The sequence below is a fragment of the Curtobacterium sp. 1544 genome (assembly GCF_040544915.1).
GTDB lineage: Bacteria > Actinomycetota > Actinomycetes > Actinomycetales > Microbacteriaceae > Curtobacterium > Curtobacterium pusillum_C.
On the sequence record NZ_JBEPKX010000001.1, the window covers coordinates 234,922 to 256,956 of the forward strand.

A 22,035-nucleotide genomic window follows, 5' to 3' on the forward strand; every position below is an offset into this window, starting at 1 on the left:
CGCGCGGAGGCTCGGGGCGAGTTTCGCGCTGAGCGACACCTCTCGGGCGCCTGACCGCGAGAACTGTCGCCCAGCGCGAAACGTCGGGGCCAGCCGGGGACCGACTCCCTCAGCCGTAGGTGGGGTACTGCGGCCAACCCTCGGGACTGTCCTCCCAGGCCTGCTGCCGCCCGTACACCGTGCGGTCCATGATGTGCGCCACGGGCAGGATCGCCTCCGTGCCGCGTGAACCGGTCGCGTACGTCAGGTACGGCACACCGTCGCGCAGCAGGTAGTACGAGTACCCGGGCACGGGGCCGTCCCAGTCGTCGCTGTGCACGGTCCACCCCCAGTCGTCGTGGTAGCTCGTCGCGCCAGAGGACACCCACGTGTGCGGCCATCCGTGCTGGGCCCGCCAGGCCTCGAGCTTGTCGATCGGTCCCTCAGAGACCATCGCGAACGCGATCCCCTCGTCGTCGAGTCGGCCCATGTCGGCGGGCAGGTTGTCCACGGCCCAGGTACAGCTCGGGCACCCGGCGTCCCAGTCCCGTCCGTACATGACGTTCTGCACGAGGAGCAGGTACCGATCCCCGAACAGTTCGGTGAGCCGCACAGGGCCGTCGACTCCGGTGAACTCGTAGTCGTCGACACGCACCATCGGCAGCCGTCGGCGAGCGGCGGAGACTCGGTCGCCGTGGCGGGTGAGTTCCTTCTCGTCCTGCACCTGCGCCGCGAGCGCCTCGTCGAACGCATCGCGGTCGACGACCGGTGGAGCGACGTCGGGTTGCTGTTCCTTGGACATGGCGACCTCCTCGTCGTTGCGGAGCACGGTACGCGCGGAACGCGCGTGCGTCACCGGACAGGGACACCCTGGGTCGGATCGCTAGGATCACAGCGCACGCCGTGCCTCCAGTGGGGGAGGCACGCGACCTGACCCGAAGAGGACGGTACCGATGAGCGGCACGATCCACGACAACATCTCGCAGGCGTTCGGGAACACGCCGCTGGTCCGGCTGAACCGCCTGCCGAAGGCGGGCGGGGCCGAGATCCTGGCGAAGCTCGAGTTCTACAACCCCGGTGCGAGCGTGAAGGACCGCCTCGGCGTCGCGATCATCGACGCGGCCGAGGAGTCCGGCGAGCTGCAGGCCGGCGGGACGATCGTCGAGGGGTCCTCCGGCAACACCGGCATCGCACTCGCACTCGTCGGCGCAGCGCGCGGGTACCGGGTCGTCATCACGATGCCCGAGACGATGAGCGTCGAGCGTCGGGCCCTGATCCGGGCGTACGGGGCGGAGATCGTCCTGACGCCGGGTTCCGAGGGCATGAAGGGCGCAGTGTCGAAAGCCGAGCAGATCGTCGCCGAGACACCCGGAGCGATCCTGGCCCACCAGTTCGAGACGCCGGCGAACGCCGCGATCCACCGGAAGACCACGGCGGAGGAGATCCTCCGCGACACCGAGGAGCACGTCGACGTGTTCGTCGCCGGTGTCGGTACCGGCGGCACGATCACCGGCGTCGGTCAGGTGCTCAAGGAGCGCGTGCCCGGCGTGCAGATCGTCGCCGTCGAGCCGAAGGACTCCCCGCTGCTGACCGAGGGCAAGGCCGGTCCGCACAAGATCCAGGGCATCGGCGCGAACTTCATCCCCGAGGTCCTCGACCAGTCCGTCATCGACGAGGTGTTCGACGTCGAGCTCGACGACGCACTCCGGGTCGCCCGTGACCTCGGCACGCAGGAGGGCATCCTGGCGGGCATCTCCTCCGGTGCGATCATCCACGCCGCGATCGAGATCGCCGCACGCCCCGAGAACGCCGGCAAGCGGGTCGTCGCGATCGTGTGCGACACCGGTGAGCGCTACCTGTCGACCGTGCTGTTCGAGGGGCTCACTGCGTGAGTCGTCCCGTCCGACGAGGCGTGCTGCGGACGGTCCGTGAGGACCTGGCCGCAGCACGCCGCGGTGACCCCGCATCCCGCGGTGACCTCGAGAACGCGATCGTGTACTCGGGGCTGCACGCCATCTGGGCCTACCGACTGACGCACCGGCTGTGGATCGCGCAGGGGCTGCCCGGGTCGCGGTTCGCGGCGCGGGTCATCGGTCAGGTCGCACGGTCGGTGACGGGCATCGAGATCCACCCCGGCGCCCGGATCGGCCGACGCTTCTTCATCGACCACGGCATGGGGGTCGTGATCGGGGAGACCGCGGTGGTCGGCGACGACGTCGTGGTCTTCCACGGTGTGACGTTGGGCGGCCGCGGTGGCGACCACGGTCCGGGCGCTCGCCGGCACCCGGCGGTGGGGGACCGGGTCGTGCTCGGCGCGGGGTCGTCCCTCATCGGGGCGATCACGGTCGGCGCGGACTCGGTCGTCGGCGCGAACACCGTGGTGACGAAGGACGTGCCCGCGGGCTCGGTCGTCACCGGTGTGGCCGGGACGGCGCGCCCGCGCTCGGGACACGAGGGCGTCCCGACCCTCTGACGGGCGGCCCGCCGCGGCGCGCGACCGCGGCGGCGGTCAGCTCTTCTCGCAGGCGATCCCGTCGGCGTCCGCGTCCATCTTCTTGTTCGCGTTGTAGAGCGCGTCGTCCTTCTTCACCGTGCCCTTGAGCGCGCGGTAGGTGGTCTTGCCACCCGACGTCACCTTGTTCTGCGTGACGGACTTCTTCGCGATCCCGCCCGAGTACACCTTCTGCACGGCGGTGCAGTTCTTGTAGACGGTGGGGGCGGCCTGCGCGGTCGAGGCCCCGCCGACGACGACGGAAGCGGCGAGTGCGGTCGCGGCGGCGGCGATGCCGAGCGAGCGGACGAGACGGGTTCGGGTGGAGCGGGTTCGGGTGAGGTTCACGGCCTGAGGGTACGTCAGCAACGCGCGGCTCCTCCCACCCCAGAACGAGGCATGCTGGACGCATGGACGGCGAGACCCTGCACGAGGTCGCGGCACGCACCGCGATGGGCCTGCCCGCGGTGGCGGAGACGCAGCCCTTCGGTGAGGGCGCGTTCGTCTACAAGGTCGTCGGGAAGATGTTCGTGATGACGTCCGAGCTGCGGGGCGTGCCGATCGTCAACCTGAAGTGCGCGCCGCCACACGGTGCCGCGCTCGTGCGCGACCACGACGAGATCACGCCGGGTTGGCACATGAACAAGCAGCACTGGATCACGCTGTCGCCCGGGGACGGCATCGACGAGACCCTGGTCGAGGACCTCGTCGCCAACGCCTACGAACTCGTGGTGGCGGGACTCCCGAGGGCGAAGCGTCCGATCGACCCGCTCCGACGCACGCAGGGCGGATGACCAGACCGCAGGCGCGGACGCAGACCCCGGCGCGGGCACTCAGGCCCCGGCGCGGGCCAGCACCTTCGACACGTCCCGGACCACCTTCGGGGCGAGTCCACCCGTGCCGGGTCCGCCGTCGGCCCCACTGCCGGACGACAGCACCGCCTGCGCCTGCTCAGGTGTCAACCCGCTGAAGATCTGCCCGATCGTGACGCCGTGGTCCGGTCGGTGCGTGACGACGATCGGGTCACCGGCCGACACCGGTCCGGAGTGCAGCACGCGGAGGTACGCCCCGGGACGCCCCTCCTCGGTGAACCGCTTGACCCACTTGTCGACCCGCATCCGGCGGGCGAACGTGCCGCACGGGTTCCGCGGGATCGTCACCTCGAGCTCGAGGGTCTCGCCGATGCGCCACCGCTCACCCGTGACCGCGCCGGTGACGTCGACGCCCGAGGTCCGCAGGTTCTCACCGAACAGCCCCGGCGGGACGTCGCGGTCAAGCATCTCCGCGAAGTACGCGGCGTCCTCGTCGGCGTAGGCGTACACGGCCTGGTCCTCGCCGCCGTGGTGCTTCCGGTCTGCCTGCACGTCGGCGTGCAGCCCGAGCGGACGCACCCGGACGGCGCCGTCGACGGGACGCTTGTCGATCGCGGTGATCCCGATCGTGCCCGAGTCGGGCAGCAGGCGGTCGACGCGACAGACGGCGGTGACGAGGGACATGCCTCCAGCCTGCCGCAGAACCGGCGATCGCGGAACGTGTGACGATCCACCTCCGACGCACGTCTCATCGGTGACGGACCCCGAACCCGCGGTCCACCCGCGGACCCGGAACCCGCGGTCCACCCGAGGAGCCCAGATGACCGACACCGATGCGCGCCACACGACGTCCCACGGACGGATCGCACCGCAGCACCTGCTCGCCCAGGCCCGGGTCCGCTCGCTCTCGACGCGGCCCGTCGGACCGCTGAAGGTCGTCCGTGCCCAGCTGAACCCCATCCACCACCAGTAGAAGGAAAGCGTGCACCACCAGCCCCTCACCGATCTCGACGACGCCGTCCTCGCAGGTCGATCGTCCGACGGCGACGTCCGGGCGTTCGAGGTCCTCATCCGCCGCTACACGCCCTTGCTGCGCGCCTACGCACGACGGACCCTCGGCTCGACCGACGAGCTCGACGACGTCGTGCAGGAGACCTTCATCACCGCGTGGAACCGGCTCGACCGGCTCGACGACGGTGCGCGCGTCAAGGCGTGGCTCATGCGCATCCTCAGCCGGAAGTGCATCGACCGGATCCGAGCGCGCCGGTTCCACGACGACGTCACCGAGCTCGAGGTCGCCGCACCGGCCGCCGACGCCCCGGAACGCGTCGCCGAGGCACGCTCCCGCGAAGAGGCGGTGGAGAAGGCGCTCGCCGAACTGCCCGAGGCGCAGCGACGGTGCTGGGTGATGAAGGAAGTGCTCGAGTACTCGTACGAGGCGATCGCGGAGGAACTGGACCTCCCCGCCTCGACGGTCCGCGGACTGCTGTCCCGGGCGAGGAAGAACATGATCCGTCTGATGGAGGGATGGCGATGACCGACCGCGACACCGTCCGGCTCGAGTCGCTCGAGCCCGACGACCTCGACGGGCACACGATCGACGAGCTCGCCGACTACCTCGACGCCGGCATGCAGCCGGCCGACCCGAGCATCGACGACTCCGCAGCCTGTCAGAACGCCCTCGCCGCGATCGTGCGGCTGCGGCACTCCTCGCTCGGCTCGCTCGAGGCCGCAGCCGAGCAGGAAGCACCGGCCGACGAGTCCTGGATCAGCGGGGTGCTCGCGAACATCTCGCTCGAGGCCCGCGCCGGTCGCGACGTCCCGCTCCGCCCGGCGGCGCCGACGGAGCGACCCGTGATGACCGAGGGTGCCATCCGCTCCCTCGTCCGGACCGCCGGCGACGCCGTCCCCGATGCGCTCATCGCACGGTGCACGCTCGAGGGCGACGTCACCGAGCTCGGCGCTCCGGTCCACGTCGTCGTCGAGATCGCGGTGCGCGCCGGCTCGACGATCCAGCGGGTCGCCGCCGACGTCCGCGAGACGGTCGGGCAGGTCCTCGCCACCCAGACCGACCTGCTGGTGGAGGCCGTCGACGTGGTCGTCCGCGACCTGCTGCCACCGCCGACCAGCGACGACGCCGCCGCACACGACGACACCGAGGAGGACCCGGCATGAGCACCCACGACGAGACCTTCGCCGCCGTCGAGGAAGCCGTGCTGGCCGTCCCCGGTGTCGCCGACCTCTACCGCGCACGTCCGACCCTCGGCAGCACCGTGACCGCGGCGAAGAACCTCGCGACCCGGTCGACGATCGCGCGGGTCGTCCTCGACGACGACGTCCTCCGCATCGTGATCGGCACCGACGGATCGGTCCCCGCGCCGGAGACGGCGCGTGCCGCGCACCTCGCTGCGCTCGCAGCGGCGACCGCGCACGGTCTCCCGCTCAGCCGCGTGGACGTCCGGGTCGCGCGCGTCGGCTGACGGCCCGCCACCACCCGACGGCCTGGAGGCGCGTGGCGGCGCCGCCACGCGCCTCCAGGCCGTCACGGCGTCACCCCGTGCGGTCCGCGACCTCCAGGACCACCACCGTCGCGGTGACGAGCACCGCCGTCGCGACCAGCGAGACCGTGGGTACCGCGATGCTCGCGAGCACCGCGAGCGCGAGGACCACGACGACGACGTTCCACCCCGTCGTCAGTGACGGTCGCAGCGCGAGTGCCCAGATCGCGAGCACGAACACCGCGACCGGCACCGCGATGGTGGCGGCGACGGTCGTGTGCGACAGGTCCGCCTCGCCCGCGTCGGCGCTGACGGCGACCTCGATGCCGGCGGGCAGTGCCCCAGCCGCGGCGAACACGAGGTAGTGGCCGTAGCCGAACACGAGCGCGGTCGGCAGCGAGCGGATGTGGTCGTGCTGCTCCCGCGAGAAGTAGATCCACCAGAGGCCGGCGACGATGACCAGCCCGCAAGCCGCGAGCACCAGGAGCGACGCCAGGTGGTCGGCGTGCGCGATGCCGTCGATGACCGCGTTGGCCGAGGCGACGAGCCCCTCACCGAGGACGATGAGCGTGAACAGCGAGTACCGCTCGGCGATGTGTCGGGTGTGCCAGGGAGTGGTGCGGGCGCCGGTCTCGGCGAACGGCGGCACGAGCACCTCGAGCAGGATGAGCACCGGGATCACCGCCCACCCCACGTCGTGCGGCAGCAGCAGCGCGAGCACCCACAGGACCTGGACGACGACGATCCCCGCGGCGTACCGCAGGGCGGTGCGTCGGTACTCGGGCGAGGACGCCGCGGCGCGGAGCCACTGGCCGACCAGCGCCAGACGCATCACCACGTAGCCGACGACGACGATCGTGGTCGACCCCTCCACCATGGCGGCGTGCACCCCGGCGGCGAGGACGAGCACGCCGGCCATCTGCACGAACGTCATCACGCGGTAGAGCCAGTCGTCCGTGTCGAACGAGGTGGCGAACCAGCTGAAGTTCAGCCAGGCCCACCAGATCGCGAAGAACACGAAGGCGTACGAGACCACGGCCGACGAGACGTGCCCCTCCGCCTCGATCTCGTGCAGGTTCGACGCGGCGAACCCGACGGCGACGACGAAGACCAGGTCGAAGAGGAGCTCGAGGGGGCTGGCGGCACGGTGTCCCTCGGCGGGGTCCCGGGGCGCCATGCGGCGGAGTCCGATGGTGGTCACCTGGTATGCCTACACGACGAACGGCCCCGGGGGTCGTCCCGGGGCCGTTCTGTGCGTGCTGTGCAGGAGCAGTCGACTCAGTAGAAGTTCGACGCCTGCGAGTGCGCCCACGCCGCGCAGGGCGTGCCGTAGGCGGCGCTGATGTACTGCAGCCCCCACGTGATCTGCGTCGTGGCGTTGGTGCGCCAGTCCGCCGCGATCGTCGCCATCTTCGAGCCGGGGAGCGCCTGCGGGATGCCGGTCGCGCCACCGTTCGCGTTGACGGCCTGGTAGTTCCAGCCGGACTCCTTGGTCCACAGGTTGTCGAGGCACTGGAACTGGTCGGAGCCCCAGCCGTACTTCGACGCGGCGAGGGAGCTGGCCGTGGCCTTCGCACCCTCGACGGTGTTCGCTGCGGCCTGCTTGCGTGCCGCCTCGGCTGCCGCTGCGCGCTCGGCCGCTGCCTTTCGTGCTGCGGCTTCAGCGGCCGCCTTCGCGTCCGCGTCGCGCTTGTCCTGGGTGGCGCTGGCGTTCGCGACGTCGGTGGTGGCGTCGACCGTCGAGGAGATCCGCGACGTCAGAGCTGCGCCGGAGAGCTTCCGGTAGTCGTCGAGCGAGTCGATCCGGCGCTCGAGCGTCGCCGTGTCGGTCTTGTCGTTCGCGGACTCGACGATGGTCTGCGCGGTGGCGATGGTCGCCGCCGCCTGGGCGCGGTCGAGCGCGGTGCCCTCGAGTGCCGGTGCGCTGGTGGCGCTGGCGGTCGGCATGCCGAGTGCTTCGCCGATCGCGGGCTGCGTGCCGACGGTCGCGATGCCGCCGGCGACCGCGAGGACCGCGGCTCCGCCCACGATGAGCGTTGTGGGACGGCGGAGCGCTCGGCGGAGGCGCCGGTTCGGGGAGTTCAGGGCCTCACGTCGAGTCGAGGCGGTGGTGGTCGGGAGGTCGGTGTTGCGTCCTGTCATCGATTCCGGTGGTCGGCCGGCTCGTGGTGCGCAGCCGCTGACGCTGCACGCGGTGATGGGAGCGCGCAGGGGTGACGGACGTGGGGACGTCCGTCGTCAGGGGCTCGCGAGCCGGGGGAGGACCGGACGGTGGTGTGGGGCCCGTCCGTCCGCCGGCCGGCGACCGTGGGGTGGCCGCCGATGGGCGAAGTCGACACGATGACCCGTCATCCTGGACGCACCGTCCAGACTGACTGGCAGAACCGTCCGTCCACCCGTTGGTAACGGTTCGGTAACGACTCGATCAGGCCTCGGAGGTGTGAGCTTCCTGGGTACGGTCGCCCTGGGCCACGCGCTCGAGGGCGTCGAGCGCCGCGGCGATCGCGTCGACGTCCGGCTCGGGGAGCTCCGCGATGAGTTCGGCGACGATGCCCGTGCGATCGGAGCGTGCCCGCTCGACGGCCGCGATGCCCTCCGGTGTGGCACTCACCATGAACGCGCGACCGTCCCGCGGGTCGGCCTCGCGCTCGATGAACCCGCGCTGTTCGAGCTCGGTCAGGATCCGCGTCATCGTCGGCTTCGTGACGACCTCGATCCGCGACAGGTCGCCGGGGCGCAGGGGACCCTCGCGCTGGATCGTGGCGAGTGCGGAGACGATCCCGTAGCCGAGCGCGGCCGAGTCGGTGCGCGCCCGTCGGTTGATCCGGCCGACCGCAGCGGCGAGGCGCGCGGCGATCTCGGTACGGTCCGGCTGGCGGTGGCTCATACGGTGCTCCGGGTGGTCGGACGGGTGGTCGCGCCGATGCTATCGGCTCGCCGCGGCGCATGACTGGGAGCGTCGTGCTGGTGGGGACGGCGACTGCATGGAGGCGCGGGGAATGAGAATCGCCCGCCTCGCGTGTGCGAGACGGGCGGGTTCCTGTACGGGAGTTCAGCCGATCAGCGCTTTCTCGCCCGGGAGGAGGTGGATCGCCTCGGTCGCGAGCTCCGCCGCGATGTTGTCGCCGGACTCCGTGGCCTCGCGCAGACGGCGGAAGTCCTCGGTCATCTGGTCCCAGTCGACGAGCTCGTCGAGGTTCGGCAGGCGCAGGCGGAACGCGAGTCCGTCCATCGTGTCCCGGCAGACGCGCTGCAGGTTCTCGTTGCCGCACTCGTCGACGTAGAGGGCGAACACGCCGAGCGCGTCGTGGTTGACGGCCTTGACGTCGTGCGCCTCGTAGTCCTTGATGGTGGCGTCGAGCTGGGCGAGGATCTTCTTCTTCGCGCTCGCCCCCAGCAGCGGGACCGCCAGGCGGACGACCCCGCCGAACAGCACGCCGAGGGTCTGCAGTGCCTCGACGACCTCGGCCGGGTTCGGCGTGGTGACGCGCGTGTACCGGTTCGGTGCCATCTCGATGAGGCCGGCCCGGGCGAGCTGGCTCAGGGCTTCACGGATGGGGGTGCGGGAGACGCCGAGCCAGGCGATGAGCTCGTCGTCGTTGAGACGCTCACCGGGCTCCAGCGTGCCGTCCATGATCGCGTCGTGGATCTTCTGACGGACGGTGTCGCGGAGCAGCTGGTGCTCGGTCGGTGCGCTGCTGGGGACCGGCATGCGGGTTCCTTCGGGATCGAGAGTGGAAGGGGACGGGTTGGGCGACCGACCGTTCAGTACGGACGCATGCTTCACCGTACCTGATATAAGAACGGCGTTCTGCTCGGATCGGTGCGTGTCACGGGGTCGGTCGGGTTCACTCGTCGAGTCGCAGCAGCCGGAGCGTCACCGGGTCCTCCGAACCGGCGTACCAGCGTTCGAGGACGACCCGGAACGGCGCGGGGTCGTCGGCCGCCCGGCCGAACAGGGTCATCGACGACCGCAGCTTCAGTGCGTCGATGCCGCCGAGGAGTTCGTCGACCGAGCGGGCCGGTGCCGTCGCCGCCGCCTCGGTCGCCGCCAGGAGTCGCGGGCCGAGGACGGGGTGCGCCAGGTAGGCGCGGGCTTCCGCGATGCCGTCGAGGGCGTACTGCTGCGCGATCGGGCTTCGGCCGAGTCCGGTGAGCTGCGGGAACACGAACCACATCCAGTGCGAGGTCTTGCGTCCGGCGCGGAGCTCGGTGAGCGCGGCCGCGTGCACGCCGTCCTGCGCGCGGACGAAGCGTTCGAGGTGGTGCGGATCGTCGGTCACCGGACCACGTCTCCCCAGCCGTACCGGACGGTCGTGCGGTCCACGACGAGCAGCGAGTCGGGCGCCCGGTCGAGGAGCCCGGGCATGCCGACCGCGTCGGGGAGGTCGCCCCCGAGCCGCTCGAGCCGCGCCGACCGGATCTCGAGCGGCGGGTGCTGGCGCTGCCAGAAGACCGTCTGCGCGAGGTGCCGGGCGTGGATGCCCTCGCGGGTCGTGAGCTCCGTCGCGAGCGGTGTGTCGACGACCGGCCCGGCCACGACACGGACGGTGGCGTCGTGGCGGGGCTGCACCGTGCCTCTCCCCACCGGCACGGCCGGCCGGCCGCTGGCGCGTCCGTCCGGGACCGGCGGAGTGGGCCCAGGCCGTGTGCCGCGACCGCGGAGCCAACGGATCGGGTGCAGCCCACGTGCCGGGTGACGGACCGAGTGGTGCGCGATGGTGTCCCCGCGGCGGCGGGCCCGCGCGTGCGCGAACGTGTACGGCACCCCGAGCAGTGCGTGCGCGGCGACGATGGCGGGCACGTTCGCGGTGTCCACCGTGCGGTACGCGACCCCGCGGCGGCCACAGCCGTCGATCGTCAGGATCTCGATCGTGACCTCGGTCATCGTGCCGAGTCGACCCGAGGGCGGGAACGGCGGCACCCGGGTCTCACGGAAGACGTACGCCGACAGCCCGGCCCAGGCGCTGCCGTCGACCACGTCCGGGCGGGTGCCGCGCGGGACGAGCCGTGCGAGCGATTCCGGGTCGTGACGCCAGTGTGCGAACACGATGTCCTCCCAGGCGTGCACCGTGACGGGGCGGTGCAACAGCGGCACCGCGGCTCGGGCACGGGCTGGCTCGGTCACCGCTTCGGCGCGTGGCGGCCGACGCGCACGGCCCAGGCGACGAGGGGTGCCTGCAGCGGCAGCCGGAGGACGGACCCGAGCCGCATCGCCCGGGTCGAGCGTGGGCTGTCGAGCAGGTCGTTCGCCATCTTGACGTTCGCGGGGAACACCGCCAGGAAGAGCGCTGCCGCTGCCCACCCCGCCGCCCGACGCGTCGCCGGGATCACCAGGCCGGTGGCGATGCCGAGTTCGGCGGCGCCGGAGGCAAGCGTCGTCAGCCGCGGGGGCAGCGTGTCCGGCACGATCCGGTCGTAGCCCTTCGGCCGCAGGAAGTGGGTCACACCGGCGCCGCCCAGCACGACGGCGAGGAGGGTGGCGGTCCGGGTGGCGCGTCGTTGGCGTTCGCGTCGTCGCATGCACCCATCGTGCCCGTGCGACCCTCGACGCGCCCGGAGAGCGCTCAGGTCAGTGCCGTCGCGACGAGGTCGAGGATCGCCGTCGCCACCTCGGCCTTCGTGCCGGACGTCTCGCGGACGACCTCGCCACCGGGGACGAGCACCTCGATGGCGTTCTCCTCGCGTTCGAACCCCGCCGACCAGCCGACGTGGTTCACCACGAGCAGGTCCGCCGGTTTCCGGGCGATCTTCGCGCGGCCGAGTTCGAGACGGGCGGCACGGTCGGGCTCCGTCTCGGCGGCGAACCCGACGATGATCTGGCCGGTGCGCCGAGCGGCGACGAGTTCGGCGAGGACGTCGGGGTTCCGGACGAGCTCGAGCGTCATGGTGTCGCCCTGTGCTTCCTTCTTGAGCTTGTCCGGGCGGACCTCGGCCGGGCGGTAGTCGGCGACCGCGGCGGTCATCACGACGACGTCGGCCTCGGCGGCTGCCGCGTGCACCGCCTCGGCGAGCTCGAGCGCCGACCCGACGGGCACGATCGTCGCGTCGAGGCCCGCGGTGAGCCCGGCGTCGACGTTCGCCGCGACCACGGTCACCGTGGCGCCACGACCGGCGGCGTCCGCGGCGATGGCCAGGCCCTGCCGTCCGCTCGAGCGGTTCCCGACGAAGCGGACGGGGTCGAACGGTTCCCGGGTGCCGCCTGCGCTGACGACCACGCTGACGCCGGCGAGGTCGCCCTGCTCGCCCCGTGCGACCGCGCCGGAGGGGGCCGCCGGGGCACCAGTGTCGTTCCCGACCACGGCGAGCGCGGCCTCCACGATGTCCGAGGGCTCCGCCATCCGGCCGATGCCCGCGTCGTCGCCGGTGAGGGCGCCGACGACCGGGCCGACGAACCGGACGCCGCGCTCCCGGAGCACCGCGACGTTGGCCGTCGTCGCCGGGTGCTCCCACATCTGCGGGTGCATGGCGGGGGCGACCACGACGGGCGCCTCGGTGGCCAGGAGGGTCGTGCCGAGCAGGTCGCCCGCCAGGCCAGCGGTCATCCGGGCGAGGGTGTCGGCGGTGGCCGGGGCGACGACGACCAGGTCCGCGCGCCGGCCGAGTGACACGTGCCGGACCTCGGCGACGTCCTCGAAGACGCTCGTGGTGACCGGGTTCCGGCTGAGCGCCTCGAGCGTGGGCAGGCCGACGAACCGCAGCGCGCCCTCGGTCGGGACGACGTGCACGTCGTGGCCGCGCGTCACGAGGTCGCGGACGACCCCGACGGCCTTGTAGGCGGCGATGCCCCCGGTGATGCCCACGACGACGGTCAGGCGGCGCTCTGCTGCTGCGTTCACGCCCGTCACGCTACCCGGGGTCACGTGCGAGGATCGATCCCATGTGCACCGTCGTCGTCCGCGTCGACCCGGGGTCCGCGTGGCCCGTCACGATGCTCGCCCTGCGCGACGAGTCGCCCGACCGTCCGTGGGACCCGCCGGCGGCGTGGTGGCCGGAGCGTGACCCGGGGATCCGCGGCGTCCGCGACCGTTCGGCCGGTGGCGCGTGGCTCGCGGCGTCCGACGAGGCGGGGCTCGCGGTCGTCCTGAACCGCGGAGAGGACGTCCCGACCGCGGACGGCACCTGGGCGACGCGCGGGATCGTGCCGCTCGACGCCGTCGGTGGCGTGCTCCCGGGGCACGACGGCACGCTGCCGACCACGCGGGCGTTCAACCTGGTCCGCGCGACGGCAGCGGGCGCCGAGGTCCTGGCGTGGGACGGCGAACGAGTCCGCACGTCCGAGCTCGGTCCTGGTGTGCACATGGTCACGCACGGCGAACCCGACGACCCCGCGGCGCCGCGGATCGGTCGGTGGCTCGAGGCCTTCCGGGGCGTCGAGCCGCCGACCGGGCCGCCCGTGCTCGGGCCCTTCGACGAGCTCCGCACCGCGGACGCCGGCGACGACGCGGGCGACGGGTGGAGCGGGTGGTTCGGGCTGCTCGCCGAGTCGGCCGTGCTGCCCGCGGACGACCCGGACGCGATCCTCCGCGACGCGCACGAGCGGGACGGGCACTTCGCGACGCTGTCGATCGTGGCGGCGGCGGTCGGACCCGGGCGGACGGTCCTGCAGCACGCGCGGCTCACCGAACCGGGACGGCTCGACGGGTCGGTGGAGCTGCACCACGCCTGAATCGCCCCACAGCGGGCGACCGGCCACGTCATGGCCGCCGCGCGTAGCGTTCGGGCGTGCTCCCCGGGACGCGTTCCGTGCTGACCGCCGTCGTGGCGGTCGTCGCGGTGCTCGGACTCAGCGCGTGCTCCGAAGACGCGTCCGTCGCTGCGGCATCGACGTCGGGCGCAGCCCCGACGTCGACCTCCTCGCGCACTGCCCGGGCGTGGGACCACGCCCCCGGTGCACGCGTCGTCGTGATCGGCGACTCGATCAGCGGCGGGCACGGGCTGTCCGCCGAGCAGGCCTGGCCCGAGCTCCTCGCCCGGAGTGAGCGGTGGCAGCTGACGAACCTGTCGTGCGACGGCGCCGGCGTGCTGACCGAGGGGGACGACGACGACTGCGGCAGCACGTACGAGCAACTCGTCGAGCGCGCTGTGGACCTCCGCCCGGCGGTGGTCCTCGTGCAGGCGAGCTCGAACGACCTCGGGCAGGACGACGACGAACTCGCCGGTGCGACCGAACAGCTCGTCGCCGAGGTCCACCGGCTGCTGCCCCGGGCCCGCGTCGTCGGCCTGAGCGCGATCTGGAACGAGGACGCTCCGCCCGCCCAGCTCGCGACGATCTCGGCGGCGCTCCGGTCCGCCGTCGAACGCGACGGCGGGACCACGGTCGACGTCGGGCAGCCGCTGCGCGGGCACGCGGCCTGGATGCAGGCGGACGACGTGCACCCGACCGCCCGCGGCCAGCGAGCCGTCGAGGCGGCGGTGCGTACGGCCTTCGAACGCGCCCACGTGCGGTTCTAGAGGCGGCGGGGCGGAGGCGAGCCGCGCCTCCAGGCCGTGAGCGCTGCGCGCGTCAGGCGGGCGGCGTCGTCCCCGTGAGGTCCTCGGCCACGGCCCACAGCGAGCGCGCCAGATCGGCCTTCCGTGCCGACTTCGGGACGGACGCCGTGGTGGTGGGCCCGGTCAACCCGAACGCACCCGACGGGCCGTAGTACGCCCCTCCGGTCGCGTTCGGTCCGGCGGCCGCGTACAGCAGCGGCTCCGAACCCTGTTCGACGTCCTGGGTGAACGGCAGGGCGAGGTTCCGGGACCTGACGGGCTGTGAGCGACCCAACGACCGGCCGGCCGACTGCAGGTTCGTCCGCGTGTAGCCGGGGTGCGCGGCCGTGCTCATGAGCGGCCAGTCGAGCTCCACGGACAGCCGGTGCAGGTGCAGCGCGAGCAGGAGGTCGGCGAGCTTCGACTGGGCGTACGCACGCCAGCCGTTGTAGCCGCGCTCCCACTGCAGGTCGTCGAACCGGATCCGACCGGGGACGGCAGCGATGCTCGACATCGTCGCGACGCGGGAGTCCGGCGAACGGAGGAGTGCGGGGAGCAGCAGGTTCGTCAGCGCGAACGGGCCGAGGAAGTTCGTGCCGAACTGCAGTTCGAAGCCGTCGACGGTCTCGAAGCGCTTCGGTGGCGCCATCACGCCGGCGTTGTTGACGAGGACGTCGAGGGTCCGGTCGTCGGCGAGGATGCCGGCCGCGAACCGGCGGACGCTCGCGAGGTCCGCGAGGTCGAGCTCGCGCACCTCGACGTCGGCCTCCGGGTGGGCCGCTCGGATGGCGGCGGCGGCGTCCTCTCCCTTCGCGGGCGTGCGGACGGCGAGGACGACGGATGCACCGGCGGCGGCGAGGCGGGTGGCGGTCTCCTTGCCGGTTCCGCTGTTCGCGCCCGTGACGACGATGCGACGGCCGGTCTGGTCGGGGATCTGCGGCATGCGGGGGACCGTACACGCGGAGCCTGGTGGAGCCGTGGCGCGCGTGCTACATTGATGCAAACGCATCGATTTGTGGAGGGCCCATGAGCAACGCATTCGGCACCGACCGCCCCTCGGACGTGCCGCCGCCCGCACCCGAGCGGATCGGCCCCGTGGAGCTCGGCCTCGACACGTTCGGCGACGTCACCGAGCTCCCCGACGGCAGCGTCAAGACCGACGCGCAGAGCATCCGCGACGTCGTCGACCAGGCGGTCCTCGCCGACCAGGTCGGCCTCGACTTCATCGGCGTGGGGGAGCACCACCGCGCCGACTTCGTCGTGAGCGCGCCCGAGGTCGTCCTCGCCGCGATCGCCGCTCGCACCTCCGACATCCGCATCGGCAGCGCCGTCACCGTCCTGTCGTCGGACGACCCGGTCCGCGTCTACGAGCGGTTCGCCACCGTCGACGCGCTGTCGAACGGACGCGCCGAGGTCATCCTCGGCCGCGGGTCCTTCACCGAGTCGTTCCCGCTGTTCGGCTACGACCTCGCCGACTACGAGGTCCTGTTCGAGGAGAAGCTCCAGCTCTTCGCCGCACTCCGCGGCGGCGACCCGGTCACCTGGTCCGGCACGAAGCGGGCACCGCTCACCGACCAGGACGTCTTCCCGAAGCTCGAGCACGGCGCCATCCCCACGTGGATCGGCGTCGGCGGCTCCCCGCAGTCCGTCATCCGTGCCGCGTCCTACGGTCTGCCGCTGTTCCTCGCGATCATCGGCGGGCAGCCCGCGCAGTTCGCCCCGTTCTCGCGCCTCTACCGGCAGGCGCTCGCGCAGCTCGACCTGCCGCAGCAGCCGATCGCGATGCACTCGCCCGGGTTCGTCGCCGCCACCGACGAAGAGGCCGCCGAGCGCTACTGGCCCTACCACAAGGCCGTCACCGACCGACTCGGCGCCGAGCGCGGCTGGCCGCCCCTCGACGTCGCCGGGTACCGCGCGGGCCTGTCGGCCGGCGGATCGCTCTACGTCGGGTCGCCCGAGACGGTCGCCCGGAAGATCGCGCGGAACATGCGGATCCTCGGCGTCACCCGGTTCGACATGCGGTACGCGACGGGTCGTCTGCCGCACGAGGACATGATGCGGTCGATCGAGCTGTACGGCACGCAGGTCGCCCCGCGGGTGCGGGAGTTGCTGGCGGAGCCGGTGCCCGTCGCCTGAGGTTCCTGCTTCCGCACCACTGACTGTCCGTCAGGTCGGCCTGGAGGCACGGGCCGGGTCGCCGACGCCGCTCACGGGGGCGCCGGGTACGGTCCAGGGCATGTCGCCCACCCCCGCCCCGTCTCCCGTCGAGCGTCGGTTCCGCGGCCGGATCACGGGCGTCGGCACGACGTCCGGCGTGCGCATCGTCGTCGGCATGTGGGAGCGCTCGCCGTTCGGTGCCTTCACCGACGTGTTCCTCGAGCTGCCCGACGGCACGAGCGTCCTGCTCGCCCCCGACGAGATCGTCGCCGCGTACGTCTCCGGCACCTACGGGTTCGACACGGTCTCGGTCGTCGACGTGTCCGCGCGGCGGACCGCGCGCGGCATCGAGCTGTCCGCCGGCGCCCTGCAGGCCTCGATCGACGTCGGCACGATCTCCCCGCTCGGCCGGGTGCTCCGGATCGTCCCGAAGCCGATCGCCCGCGACCCCCGGTGGCTCGCGGTGATCGACCCGGTGGCTCGGCTCTTGGCGCCCGGGTCCGGGACGGCGGGCTCCGCCGGGAACGGCCGGCGCGAGTACTACGGCGTGACCGGGGCGCACGACGTCACCGGCGTGCGCGGGACCTGGGCGGGGGAGCCGCTGGGTTCCCTGGCGCCGCTCGACCCGCCCGTGGCGTTCGGCTTCGCCTCGATGCCGCGGGTCCCGCAGGTCGTCGACGTCGAGACGACGATCCGCGAACCCGCCTGACCGGGGCGCGCCGGTCCGCCCGCCCGCCCGCGCCCGTCCGCCCGTCCCCGTCCGCCCGTCCCCGTCCGCCCGTCCGCCCGTCGACTGAGCAGAAGACGTCGGGTCGCCCGCGCGCACCCGACGTCTTCTGCTCACTGAACAACACCGGACGACGCCGAACGACCCGCGCCGACCCGGACGCGCCCAGCATCGAGGGGCAGACTGGCTGGAACGGAACGCGCCCCGGGGAGACCCGGCCGCACGTCGGGCACAACGGGGCGCACGACGCGAGAGGAGCACCATGACCGACACAGAGGCAGACCAGCGCGCAGCCATCTCGGACATCGTCCACGGAGCCCACACGGCCCTGCTGACGACCGTCAGCGAGGACGGCCAGCTGCACGCGCGGCCCCTCGCCGTGCAGGACAAGACGTTCCACGGCACGCTCCGCTTCCTCGTGCAGGACGGAAGCGAGAAGGTCGAGGACATCGCCCGGAACCCGCACGTCAACGTCGCCATCGAGTCGCAGGGCGGCTACCTGTCCATCGCCGGCACCGCCACGGTGACGCAGGACGACACGGTCATCGACGAGCTGTGGTCACCGTTCGCCGAGGCCTGGTTCCCGGACGGCCGCGAGGACCCGACGATCCGACTGCTGACCGTCGAGGGCGACTCGGTCGAGTACTGGACGCAGGACACCGGCCCGGTGGGGAGCCTCGTGCAGACCCTCAAGGCCGCACTCGGCAAGCAGAGCCAGCCGGACACCGGCGACCACGGCACCGTCGAGCTCTAGCGGTCGCTGCTCGGCCCGTGCGTCACGGCGGGCCGAGCAGCCACAGCACCGCGACGAGCACCGGCTGCCCGAGCACGGCGCAGACCACCAGGGTCCACCGCATCCACGGCTTCGCGACGAGTTCCGGCGAGCCGAACAACGGGGCGAGGGGCATCAGCAACCGGGGCGTGGACGCCATCGGGAGCGACACCGCGAAGATGTACAGCGCGTACGCCGCCGAGAACACCACGGTCGTGAACCCCAGCCGACGGGTTGAACGGCGGAGCAGCCACACCGGGTACGCCACGAGCAGGAACACCACGATGAGGACCCCGCCCACGCCGAGCCAGCGTGCGGCGATGAGGAACCACGGGGTGAGCGGCGTGAAGTCGACCCGGCCGATGAAGTTCACCCACCAGGACATCTCGGTCTCGAGGTAGGCGTTCGGTGCACCCGTCACGTGCGCGGCGATGAGCGGCCAGGCGAACCCGGCGACGACCATCGCGAGGCCGGCGGCGACGACCCGGACGCGCTCGGCCACCGGGAACACGTCGAGGGAGCGGACACCGGCGGTCCGTCGGGCGCTGATCCACCGCACGAGGGCGACGACCCCGAGCACGAGCGGGATCGCGAGCGCGCCGGGCCGGGTGAAGGCGGCGACGACCCCGAGGACGGTCAGCAGGCCGTACCGCCGACGCTCGAGCGCGAGGAGCGCCCCGAACGTCAGCGCGAGGAACGTGCTCTCGGCGTACCCGACCTGCAGCAGGAACGACAGTGGCCCGCAGGTGAAGAAGAACACCGCCCACATCGCCGCCGAGGACCCGGCACGGTCGCGAACCAACCGGTGCAGCAGGTAGGTCGCGACGAGGCCGGCGAGCAGGGCGATCGCGGGTGCGCCGACGTCGAACGGCACGCCCGTCGAGGCGGTGAGCATCCGGATCGTGAAGGGGAACGCCGGCAGGAACGCCCACGCGTTCTGCGCGACGTGGCCCGCGGCGTCGAGCGGGAGCGTCGTCGGGTAGCCGTGCACCGAGATCTGCTCGTAGTACTGGCCGTCCCACGCCGTCAGGAAGTTGAGGAAGCCGTGGCCGTTGCCCCAGATCGCGTTCTCCGGCAGCGCGCGCCCGATGAGCGGGAACGCCAGTGCGAGCCAGAACGTCGACACGATGCGTCCGCCGGTCCACACGAGGAGCACGGCGGCCCACGCCGGCAGGCTCGTCACGAGGTCGAGCAGCCGGCGACGGCCGCTCGCGATCGACTCCGTCAGGGTCCCGTCCAGTCGACTCACCGCGGCGCTCCGCGATGTCCGGGCATGGCAGGGGGCACAGTACGAGCGTAGACGCGCAATGCTTGTGTGTTCCTCACCACGCGGCCTGGAGGAACGGATCGCGTTGTGCAGGACGGAACGGCTCGGGCGCGGGGCCGGTTCCACCGCCGCGCCGCCGCCTAGCCTGGAGGCCACGTCCACCGATCCGTGAGGAGCCACCGTGCCGGACAACACCGCGCCGAAGACCGCCATCGTGACCGACAACGCCCCGAAGCCCGCCGGCCCGTACAGCCAGGGCATCGTCGCGAACGGCTTCATCTACACCGCCGGCTTCGGCCCGCAGGACCCGGCCACGGGTGCGATCGCCGACGACGTCGCCGGGCAGACCGCCCAGGTGCTGGCCAACGTGGCCGCCGTCCTCGCCGAGCACGGTGCGACCCTGGACGACGTCGTGAAGTCGACCGTGCACCTCGAGCACTCCGACCGCGACTTCCCGGCCTTCAACGAGGAGTACGCGAAGCACTTCTCGCAGCCGTACCCGGTCCGCACCACCGTGCAGTCGCACCTCGCGAACATCCTCGTCGAGATCGACGTCGTCGCGGTGCTCCCGACCGCGGAGTGACCCCCGCGCTGGCTGAGTGAAGCCTCACCGACCCCCGGTGGCCGAGCCGTCCCGACGGAGCCCTGCGCCGGGGGTCGCGTGCGTCAGGGTGCCGGCGGCGAGCACCGGGACCCCCGCGACGAGGACGTCGTCGACGCCCTCGGCCAGCCGCATCGGCTCCGAGTACGACGAGCCCGCCGTGACCCCGTCCGGGTCGACGACCACGAGGTCCGCGATCGCTCCGGACCGGACCACACCGCGTGCACCGAGCCGGTAACGCTCGACACTCGTGGTGGACAGGTGCCGGACGGTCTCCGCCCAGCCGAGCCGCCCGGTCACCGCGTACTCCTGCAGGTAGCGCGCGAACGTGCCGTACGCCCGCGGGTGCGGATGTGTGCCGACGAAGATGCCGTCCGACCCGGCCGTGTGCCCGAGGAGCCGGAAGAGCGGCGTGAGGTCGTCCGCGGTCCGGGGTCGGGGGACCCGCATCACGACGGTGACCTGCAGGGCCGAGTCGACGAGCACGTCGAGCGCGAGGTCCACCGGGTCCGTGCCGGTGGCAGCAGCGGCCTCGGCGAGGGTCCGGCCCTGCAGCGCGTGGAACTCGGCAGCGGGCACGTGCGACAGCGTGATCTGGTCCGCCCAGTCCGTCCCGAGGTCGGCGCGGCCGAGCACCCGTGCCAGCACGGCACCCCGGACCCGGTGGCGGCCCGCGTCGTCCGCGAGCGCGCGGGCGAGGTCCTCGGTGCCTGGCCGCGCGAGTTCGGCGGGCAGCAGCAGCATCGACAGGATCGTGCAGCCGCGGGAGTACGGGTACGCGTCGAACGACATCGGCGCCCCGGTCGCCGCGAGTTCGGCGAGGGCGGACACTGCAAGTTCCACGGGGGCGTGCAGGTGCGACACGTGCGCCCGCGCGCCGGATGTCCGGACGATGTCGGCGATCTCGTCCAGCCCGGCGCGGGCATTCCCTTCGTACCCGCCGCGCATGTGCGAGACGTAGAGCCCGTCGGCCGCCGCGACCTCCGAGCAGAGCGCCGCGAGCTCCGCGGTGTCGGCGTACAGACCCGGCACGTAGTCGAGACCCGTCGCGAGGCCCGTCGCACCCTCGTCCAGGCCCCGGCGGACGAGGGCACGCATGGCCTCGAGCTCGTCGGGGGTCGCGGGCCGGTCGTCGTCGCCGATGACCTCGTGCCGGACCGTCCCGGCGGGCACCAGGGTCGCCACGTTGACCGGCGTGGTGCCGTCGTACGTTGCGAGCAGCGCACCCACACCGCCACCGCCGTACCGGGGGTGGGGTCCGTCGATCGCCGCGAAGTACCGGTCGGCGTAGGCGCCGTCGCCCGGTGCGGGGCCGACGCCGTCCTGTCCGGTGACGATGGTCGTGACGCCCTGCCGGAGCAGCGCGGACTGCACGGCCTCGTCGAACACGAGCGACCCGCCGTGCGAGTGTGCGTCCACGAACCCGGGGAGCACGAGGCGCTCGCCGCAGTCGATCGTCGCGACGTCTGTCGGGACGTCGAGGTCGGTGCCGACGGCGACGATCCGTCCGCCCGCGACGAGCACGTCGGCGCGCACGGCGCCGTCGGCCTCGACGACCCTGCCGCCGCGGAGGAGGACCTGCGCCGTGGCGGTCACCGTGCGAGCCCGGCTACGAGTCGCTCGGCACGGGTGCGGAGGGCGTCGAGGTCGCCGCTCGTCAGGGCGTCGCCGACGAGCGGTGAGCCGAGCCCGACCGCGACCGCTCCGGCCGCCAGGTACTCGGACGCGTCGTCGACACCGATGCCGCCGGTGGGGATCACGTCCACGAAGTCGAGCGGGGCGAGGACCTGCTTGAGGAACGCCGGGCCGCCGAGCTGCGCCGCCGGGAACACCTTCACCGCGCGGGCGCCGAGCTGCCAGGCGCGGACGATCTCGGTCGGGGTCGCCGCCCCCGGGTACCAGCCGAGGCCGCGCTCGTGCGCGCGTTCCCCGATCTCGGCGTCGAGGTGCGGGCTCACCGCGAAGACCGCGCCGGCCGCCGCTGCCTCGTCGAGCTGCCGCGGTTCGAGCACGGTCCCGACGCCGATCGACGCCGCCGTGCCGTAGCGCTCGGCGGCCCAGGCGATCCCTTCTCGCCAGCGCGGCGTGTTCGTGGTGATCTCGATCGCCAGGACGCCGGCGTCGACGAGCGTGGCGATGACGTCCTCGACGTGCTCGCCGGTGCCGCCGCGGAGGATCGCGATCGCCGGGCCGGCCGCGTGCCGGTGCCGGGCGGGAGCTGCGGGGTCGGTGCTGGTGGTGTTCGTCATGTGCTCGTTC

28 protein-coding genes are annotated in these 22,035 nt (G+C 72.7%); 13 read left to right on the plus strand and 15 right to left on the minus strand.

Annotation, left to right across the window (positions count from 1 at the left end):
- Window positions 1-109: 109 nt before the first annotated feature.
- Window positions 110-781 (minus strand): DUF899 family protein, encoded by a 672-nt coding sequence (locus ABIC61_RS01130; protein WP_354028492.1) that lies wholly within the window; start codon window positions 779-781, stop codon window positions 110-112.
- Between the two features lie 151 nt (window positions 782-932).
- On the opposite strand from ABIC61_RS01130, the gene cysK reads away from it, so the two are divergent.
- Complete coding sequence (gene cysK, locus ABIC61_RS01135; protein ID WP_144751775.1) at window positions 933-1,871, plus strand: cysteine synthase A; 939 nt, start codon at window positions 933-935, stop codon at window positions 1,869-1,871.
- Entirely contained in the window at window positions 1,868-2,452 is a 585-nt protein-coding gene (gene epsC / locus ABIC61_RS01140) for a serine O-acetyltransferase EpsC (RefSeq protein ID WP_354028493.1), read from the plus strand. The genes cysK and epsC overlap by 4 nt, the downstream gene beginning before the upstream one ends.
- 36 nt (window positions 2,453-2,488) lie before the next feature.
- Here the strand turns inward: epsC and ABIC61_RS01145 are convergent, their stop codons facing one another.
- On the minus strand, window positions 2,489-2,818 hold the full coding sequence (locus ABIC61_RS01145; RefSeq protein WP_354028494.1) for an excalibur calcium-binding domain-containing protein: 330 nt from the start codon (window positions 2,816-2,818) through the stop codon (window positions 2,489-2,491).
- A 62-nt stretch (window positions 2,819-2,880) separates the two neighbouring features.
- Between ABIC61_RS01145 and ABIC61_RS01150 the strand changes: the two genes are divergently transcribed.
- Window positions 2,881-3,264, plus strand: a complete 384-nt coding sequence (locus ABIC61_RS01150) for an MmcQ/YjbR family DNA-binding protein (RefSeq protein ID WP_354028495.1) — start codon at window positions 2,881-2,883, stop codon at window positions 3,262-3,264.
- A gap of 39 nt (window positions 3,265-3,303) precedes the next feature.
- Here the strand turns inward: ABIC61_RS01150 and ABIC61_RS01155 are convergent, their stop codons facing one another.
- Window positions 3,304-3,966, minus strand: coding sequence for an MOSC domain-containing protein (locus ABIC61_RS01155; RefSeq protein ID WP_144751781.1), 663 nt, complete (start codon window positions 3,964-3,966; stop codon window positions 3,304-3,306).
- A gap of 136 nt (window positions 3,967-4,102) precedes the next feature.
- Here ABIC61_RS01155 and ABIC61_RS01160 point away from each other — a divergent pair, with 136 nt between their 5' ends.
- The 4 genes from ABIC61_RS01160 to ABIC61_RS01175 are packed head-to-tail and all read left to right on the plus strand — an operon-like array spanning window position 4,103 to window position 5,762.
- Entirely contained in the window at window positions 4,103-4,255 is a 153-nt protein-coding gene (locus ABIC61_RS01160; RefSeq protein ID WP_354028496.1) for a hypothetical protein, read from the plus strand.
- Between the two features lie 9 nt (window positions 4,256-4,264).
- Window positions 4,265-4,819: an RNA polymerase sigma factor gene (locus ABIC61_RS01165; protein WP_354028497.1), complete on the plus strand. Its 555-nt coding sequence runs from the start codon at window positions 4,265-4,267 to the stop codon at window positions 4,817-4,819.
- Window positions 4,816-5,457, plus strand: a complete 642-nt coding sequence (locus ABIC61_RS01170; protein WP_354028498.1) for an Asp23/Gls24 family envelope stress response protein — start codon at window positions 4,816-4,818, stop codon at window positions 5,455-5,457. The genes ABIC61_RS01165 and ABIC61_RS01170 overlap by 4 nt, the downstream gene beginning before the upstream one ends.
- On the plus strand, window positions 5,454-5,762 hold the full coding sequence (locus tag ABIC61_RS01175; protein WP_144751788.1) for a hypothetical protein: 309 nt from the start codon (window positions 5,454-5,456) through the stop codon (window positions 5,760-5,762). The genes ABIC61_RS01170 and ABIC61_RS01175 overlap by 4 nt, the downstream gene beginning before the upstream one ends.
- Window positions 5,763-5,832: 70 nt before the next feature.
- Here the strand turns inward: ABIC61_RS01175 and ABIC61_RS01180 are convergent, their stop codons facing one another.
- The 8 genes from ABIC61_RS01180 to coaBC form a co-directional block, all read right to left on the minus strand.
- Window positions 5,833-6,981: a low temperature requirement protein A gene (locus tag ABIC61_RS01180; RefSeq protein ID WP_354028499.1), complete on the minus strand. Its 1,149-nt coding sequence runs from the start codon at window positions 6,979-6,981 to the stop codon at window positions 5,833-5,835.
- A gap of 77 nt (window positions 6,982-7,058) precedes the next feature.
- Complete coding sequence (locus ABIC61_RS01185; protein WP_144751791.1) at window positions 7,059-7,922, minus strand: aggregation-promoting factor C-terminal-like domain-containing protein; 864 nt, start codon at window positions 7,920-7,922, stop codon at window positions 7,059-7,061.
- A 283-nt stretch (window positions 7,923-8,205) separates the two neighbouring features.
- Window positions 8,206-8,667 carry a MarR family winged helix-turn-helix transcriptional regulator gene (locus ABIC61_RS01190; RefSeq protein ID WP_144751794.1) on the minus strand — a complete coding sequence of 154 codons (462 nt, stop codon included), beginning with the start codon at window positions 8,665-8,667 and terminating at the stop codon, window positions 8,206-8,208.
- Between the two features lie 165 nt (window positions 8,668-8,832).
- Window positions 8,833-9,492 (minus strand): GntR family transcriptional regulator, encoded by a 660-nt coding sequence (locus tag ABIC61_RS01195; RefSeq protein ID WP_354028500.1) that lies wholly within the window; start codon window positions 9,490-9,492, stop codon window positions 8,833-8,835.
- A gap of 136 nt (window positions 9,493-9,628) precedes the next feature.
- Window positions 9,629-10,063: a DUF1810 domain-containing protein gene (locus tag ABIC61_RS01200; protein WP_354028501.1), complete on the minus strand. Its 435-nt coding sequence runs from the start codon at window positions 10,061-10,063 to the stop codon at window positions 9,629-9,631.
- Complete coding sequence (locus ABIC61_RS01205) at window positions 10,060-10,908, minus strand: DUF2071 domain-containing protein (RefSeq protein ID WP_354028502.1); 849 nt, start codon at window positions 10,906-10,908, stop codon at window positions 10,060-10,062. The genes ABIC61_RS01200 and ABIC61_RS01205 overlap by 4 nt, the downstream gene beginning before the upstream one ends.
- Entirely contained in the window at window positions 10,905-11,303 is a 399-nt protein-coding gene (locus ABIC61_RS01210; protein WP_144751806.1) for a DoxX family protein, read from the minus strand. The genes ABIC61_RS01205 and ABIC61_RS01210 overlap by 4 nt, the downstream gene beginning before the upstream one ends.
- A 44-nt stretch (window positions 11,304-11,347) precedes the next feature.
- Complete coding sequence (gene coaBC / locus ABIC61_RS01215) at window positions 11,348-12,595, minus strand: bifunctional phosphopantothenoylcysteine decarboxylase/phosphopantothenate--cysteine ligase CoaBC (protein ID WP_354028555.1); 1,248 nt, start codon at window positions 12,593-12,595, stop codon at window positions 11,348-11,350.
- 65 nt (window positions 12,596-12,660) lie between these two features.
- On the opposite strand from coaBC, the gene ABIC61_RS01220 reads away from it, so the two are divergent.
- Window positions 12,661-13,449 (plus strand): NRDE family protein, encoded by a 789-nt coding sequence (locus tag ABIC61_RS01220; protein WP_354028503.1) that lies wholly within the window; start codon window positions 12,661-12,663, stop codon window positions 13,447-13,449.
- A 56-nt stretch (window positions 13,450-13,505) separates the two neighbouring features.
- On the plus strand, window positions 13,506-14,234 hold the full coding sequence (locus tag ABIC61_RS01225) for an SGNH/GDSL hydrolase family protein (protein WP_354028504.1): 729 nt from the start codon (window positions 13,506-13,508) through the stop codon (window positions 14,232-14,234).
- Between the two features lie 52 nt (window positions 14,235-14,286).
- Here the strand turns inward: ABIC61_RS01225 and ABIC61_RS01230 are convergent, their stop codons facing one another.
- Window positions 14,287-15,195 (minus strand): SDR family oxidoreductase, encoded by a 909-nt coding sequence (locus tag ABIC61_RS01230; RefSeq protein WP_354028505.1) that lies wholly within the window; start codon window positions 15,193-15,195, stop codon window positions 14,287-14,289.
- 83 nt (window positions 15,196-15,278) lie between these two features.
- Between ABIC61_RS01230 and ABIC61_RS01235 the strand changes: the two genes are divergently transcribed.
- The 3 genes from ABIC61_RS01235 to ABIC61_RS01245 all read left to right on the plus strand — a co-directional run bounded on the left by ABIC61_RS01235 (window position 15,279) and on the right by ABIC61_RS01245 (window position 17,890).
- Entirely contained in the window at window positions 15,279-16,388 is a 1,110-nt protein-coding gene (locus ABIC61_RS01235) for an LLM class flavin-dependent oxidoreductase (protein ID WP_354028506.1), read from the plus strand.
- 100 nt (window positions 16,389-16,488) lie between these two features.
- Entirely contained in the window at window positions 16,489-17,118 is a 630-nt protein-coding gene (locus ABIC61_RS01240; RefSeq protein WP_354028507.1) for a hypothetical protein, read from the plus strand.
- 280 nt (window positions 17,119-17,398) lie between these two features.
- Complete coding sequence (locus tag ABIC61_RS01245) at window positions 17,399-17,890, plus strand: pyridoxamine 5'-phosphate oxidase family protein (RefSeq protein WP_079236683.1); 492 nt, start codon at window positions 17,399-17,401, stop codon at window positions 17,888-17,890.
- Window positions 17,891-17,912: 22 nt separating this feature from the next.
- Here ABIC61_RS01245 and ABIC61_RS01250 read toward each other — a convergent pair whose 3' ends face one another.
- Entirely contained in the window at window positions 17,913-19,157 is a 1,245-nt protein-coding gene (locus tag ABIC61_RS01250) for a putative hexosyltransferase (protein ID WP_354028508.1), read from the minus strand.
- A gap of 199 nt (window positions 19,158-19,356) precedes the next feature.
- Here ABIC61_RS01250 and ABIC61_RS01255 point away from each other — a divergent pair, with 199 nt between their 5' ends.
- Window positions 19,357-19,758: a RidA family protein gene (locus ABIC61_RS01255; protein WP_079236681.1), complete on the plus strand. Its 402-nt coding sequence runs from the start codon at window positions 19,357-19,359 to the stop codon at window positions 19,756-19,758.
- Between the two features lie 24 nt (window positions 19,759-19,782).
- Here ABIC61_RS01255 and ABIC61_RS01260 read toward each other — a convergent pair whose 3' ends face one another.
- Entirely contained in the window at window positions 19,783-21,372 is a 1,590-nt protein-coding gene (locus ABIC61_RS01260; RefSeq protein ID WP_354028509.1) for an N-acyl-D-amino-acid deacylase family protein, read from the minus strand.
- The gene (locus ABIC61_RS01265) at window positions 21,369-22,025 is read right to left on the minus strand and encodes a bifunctional 4-hydroxy-2-oxoglutarate aldolase/2-dehydro-3-deoxy-phosphogluconate aldolase (protein WP_354028510.1); all 657 of its coding nucleotides are present in this window, start codon (window positions 22,023-22,025) and stop codon (window positions 21,369-21,371) included. Before ABIC61_RS01265 ends, ABIC61_RS01260 begins: the two co-directional genes overlap by 4 nt.
- Window positions 22,026-22,035 lie beyond the last annotated feature (10 nt).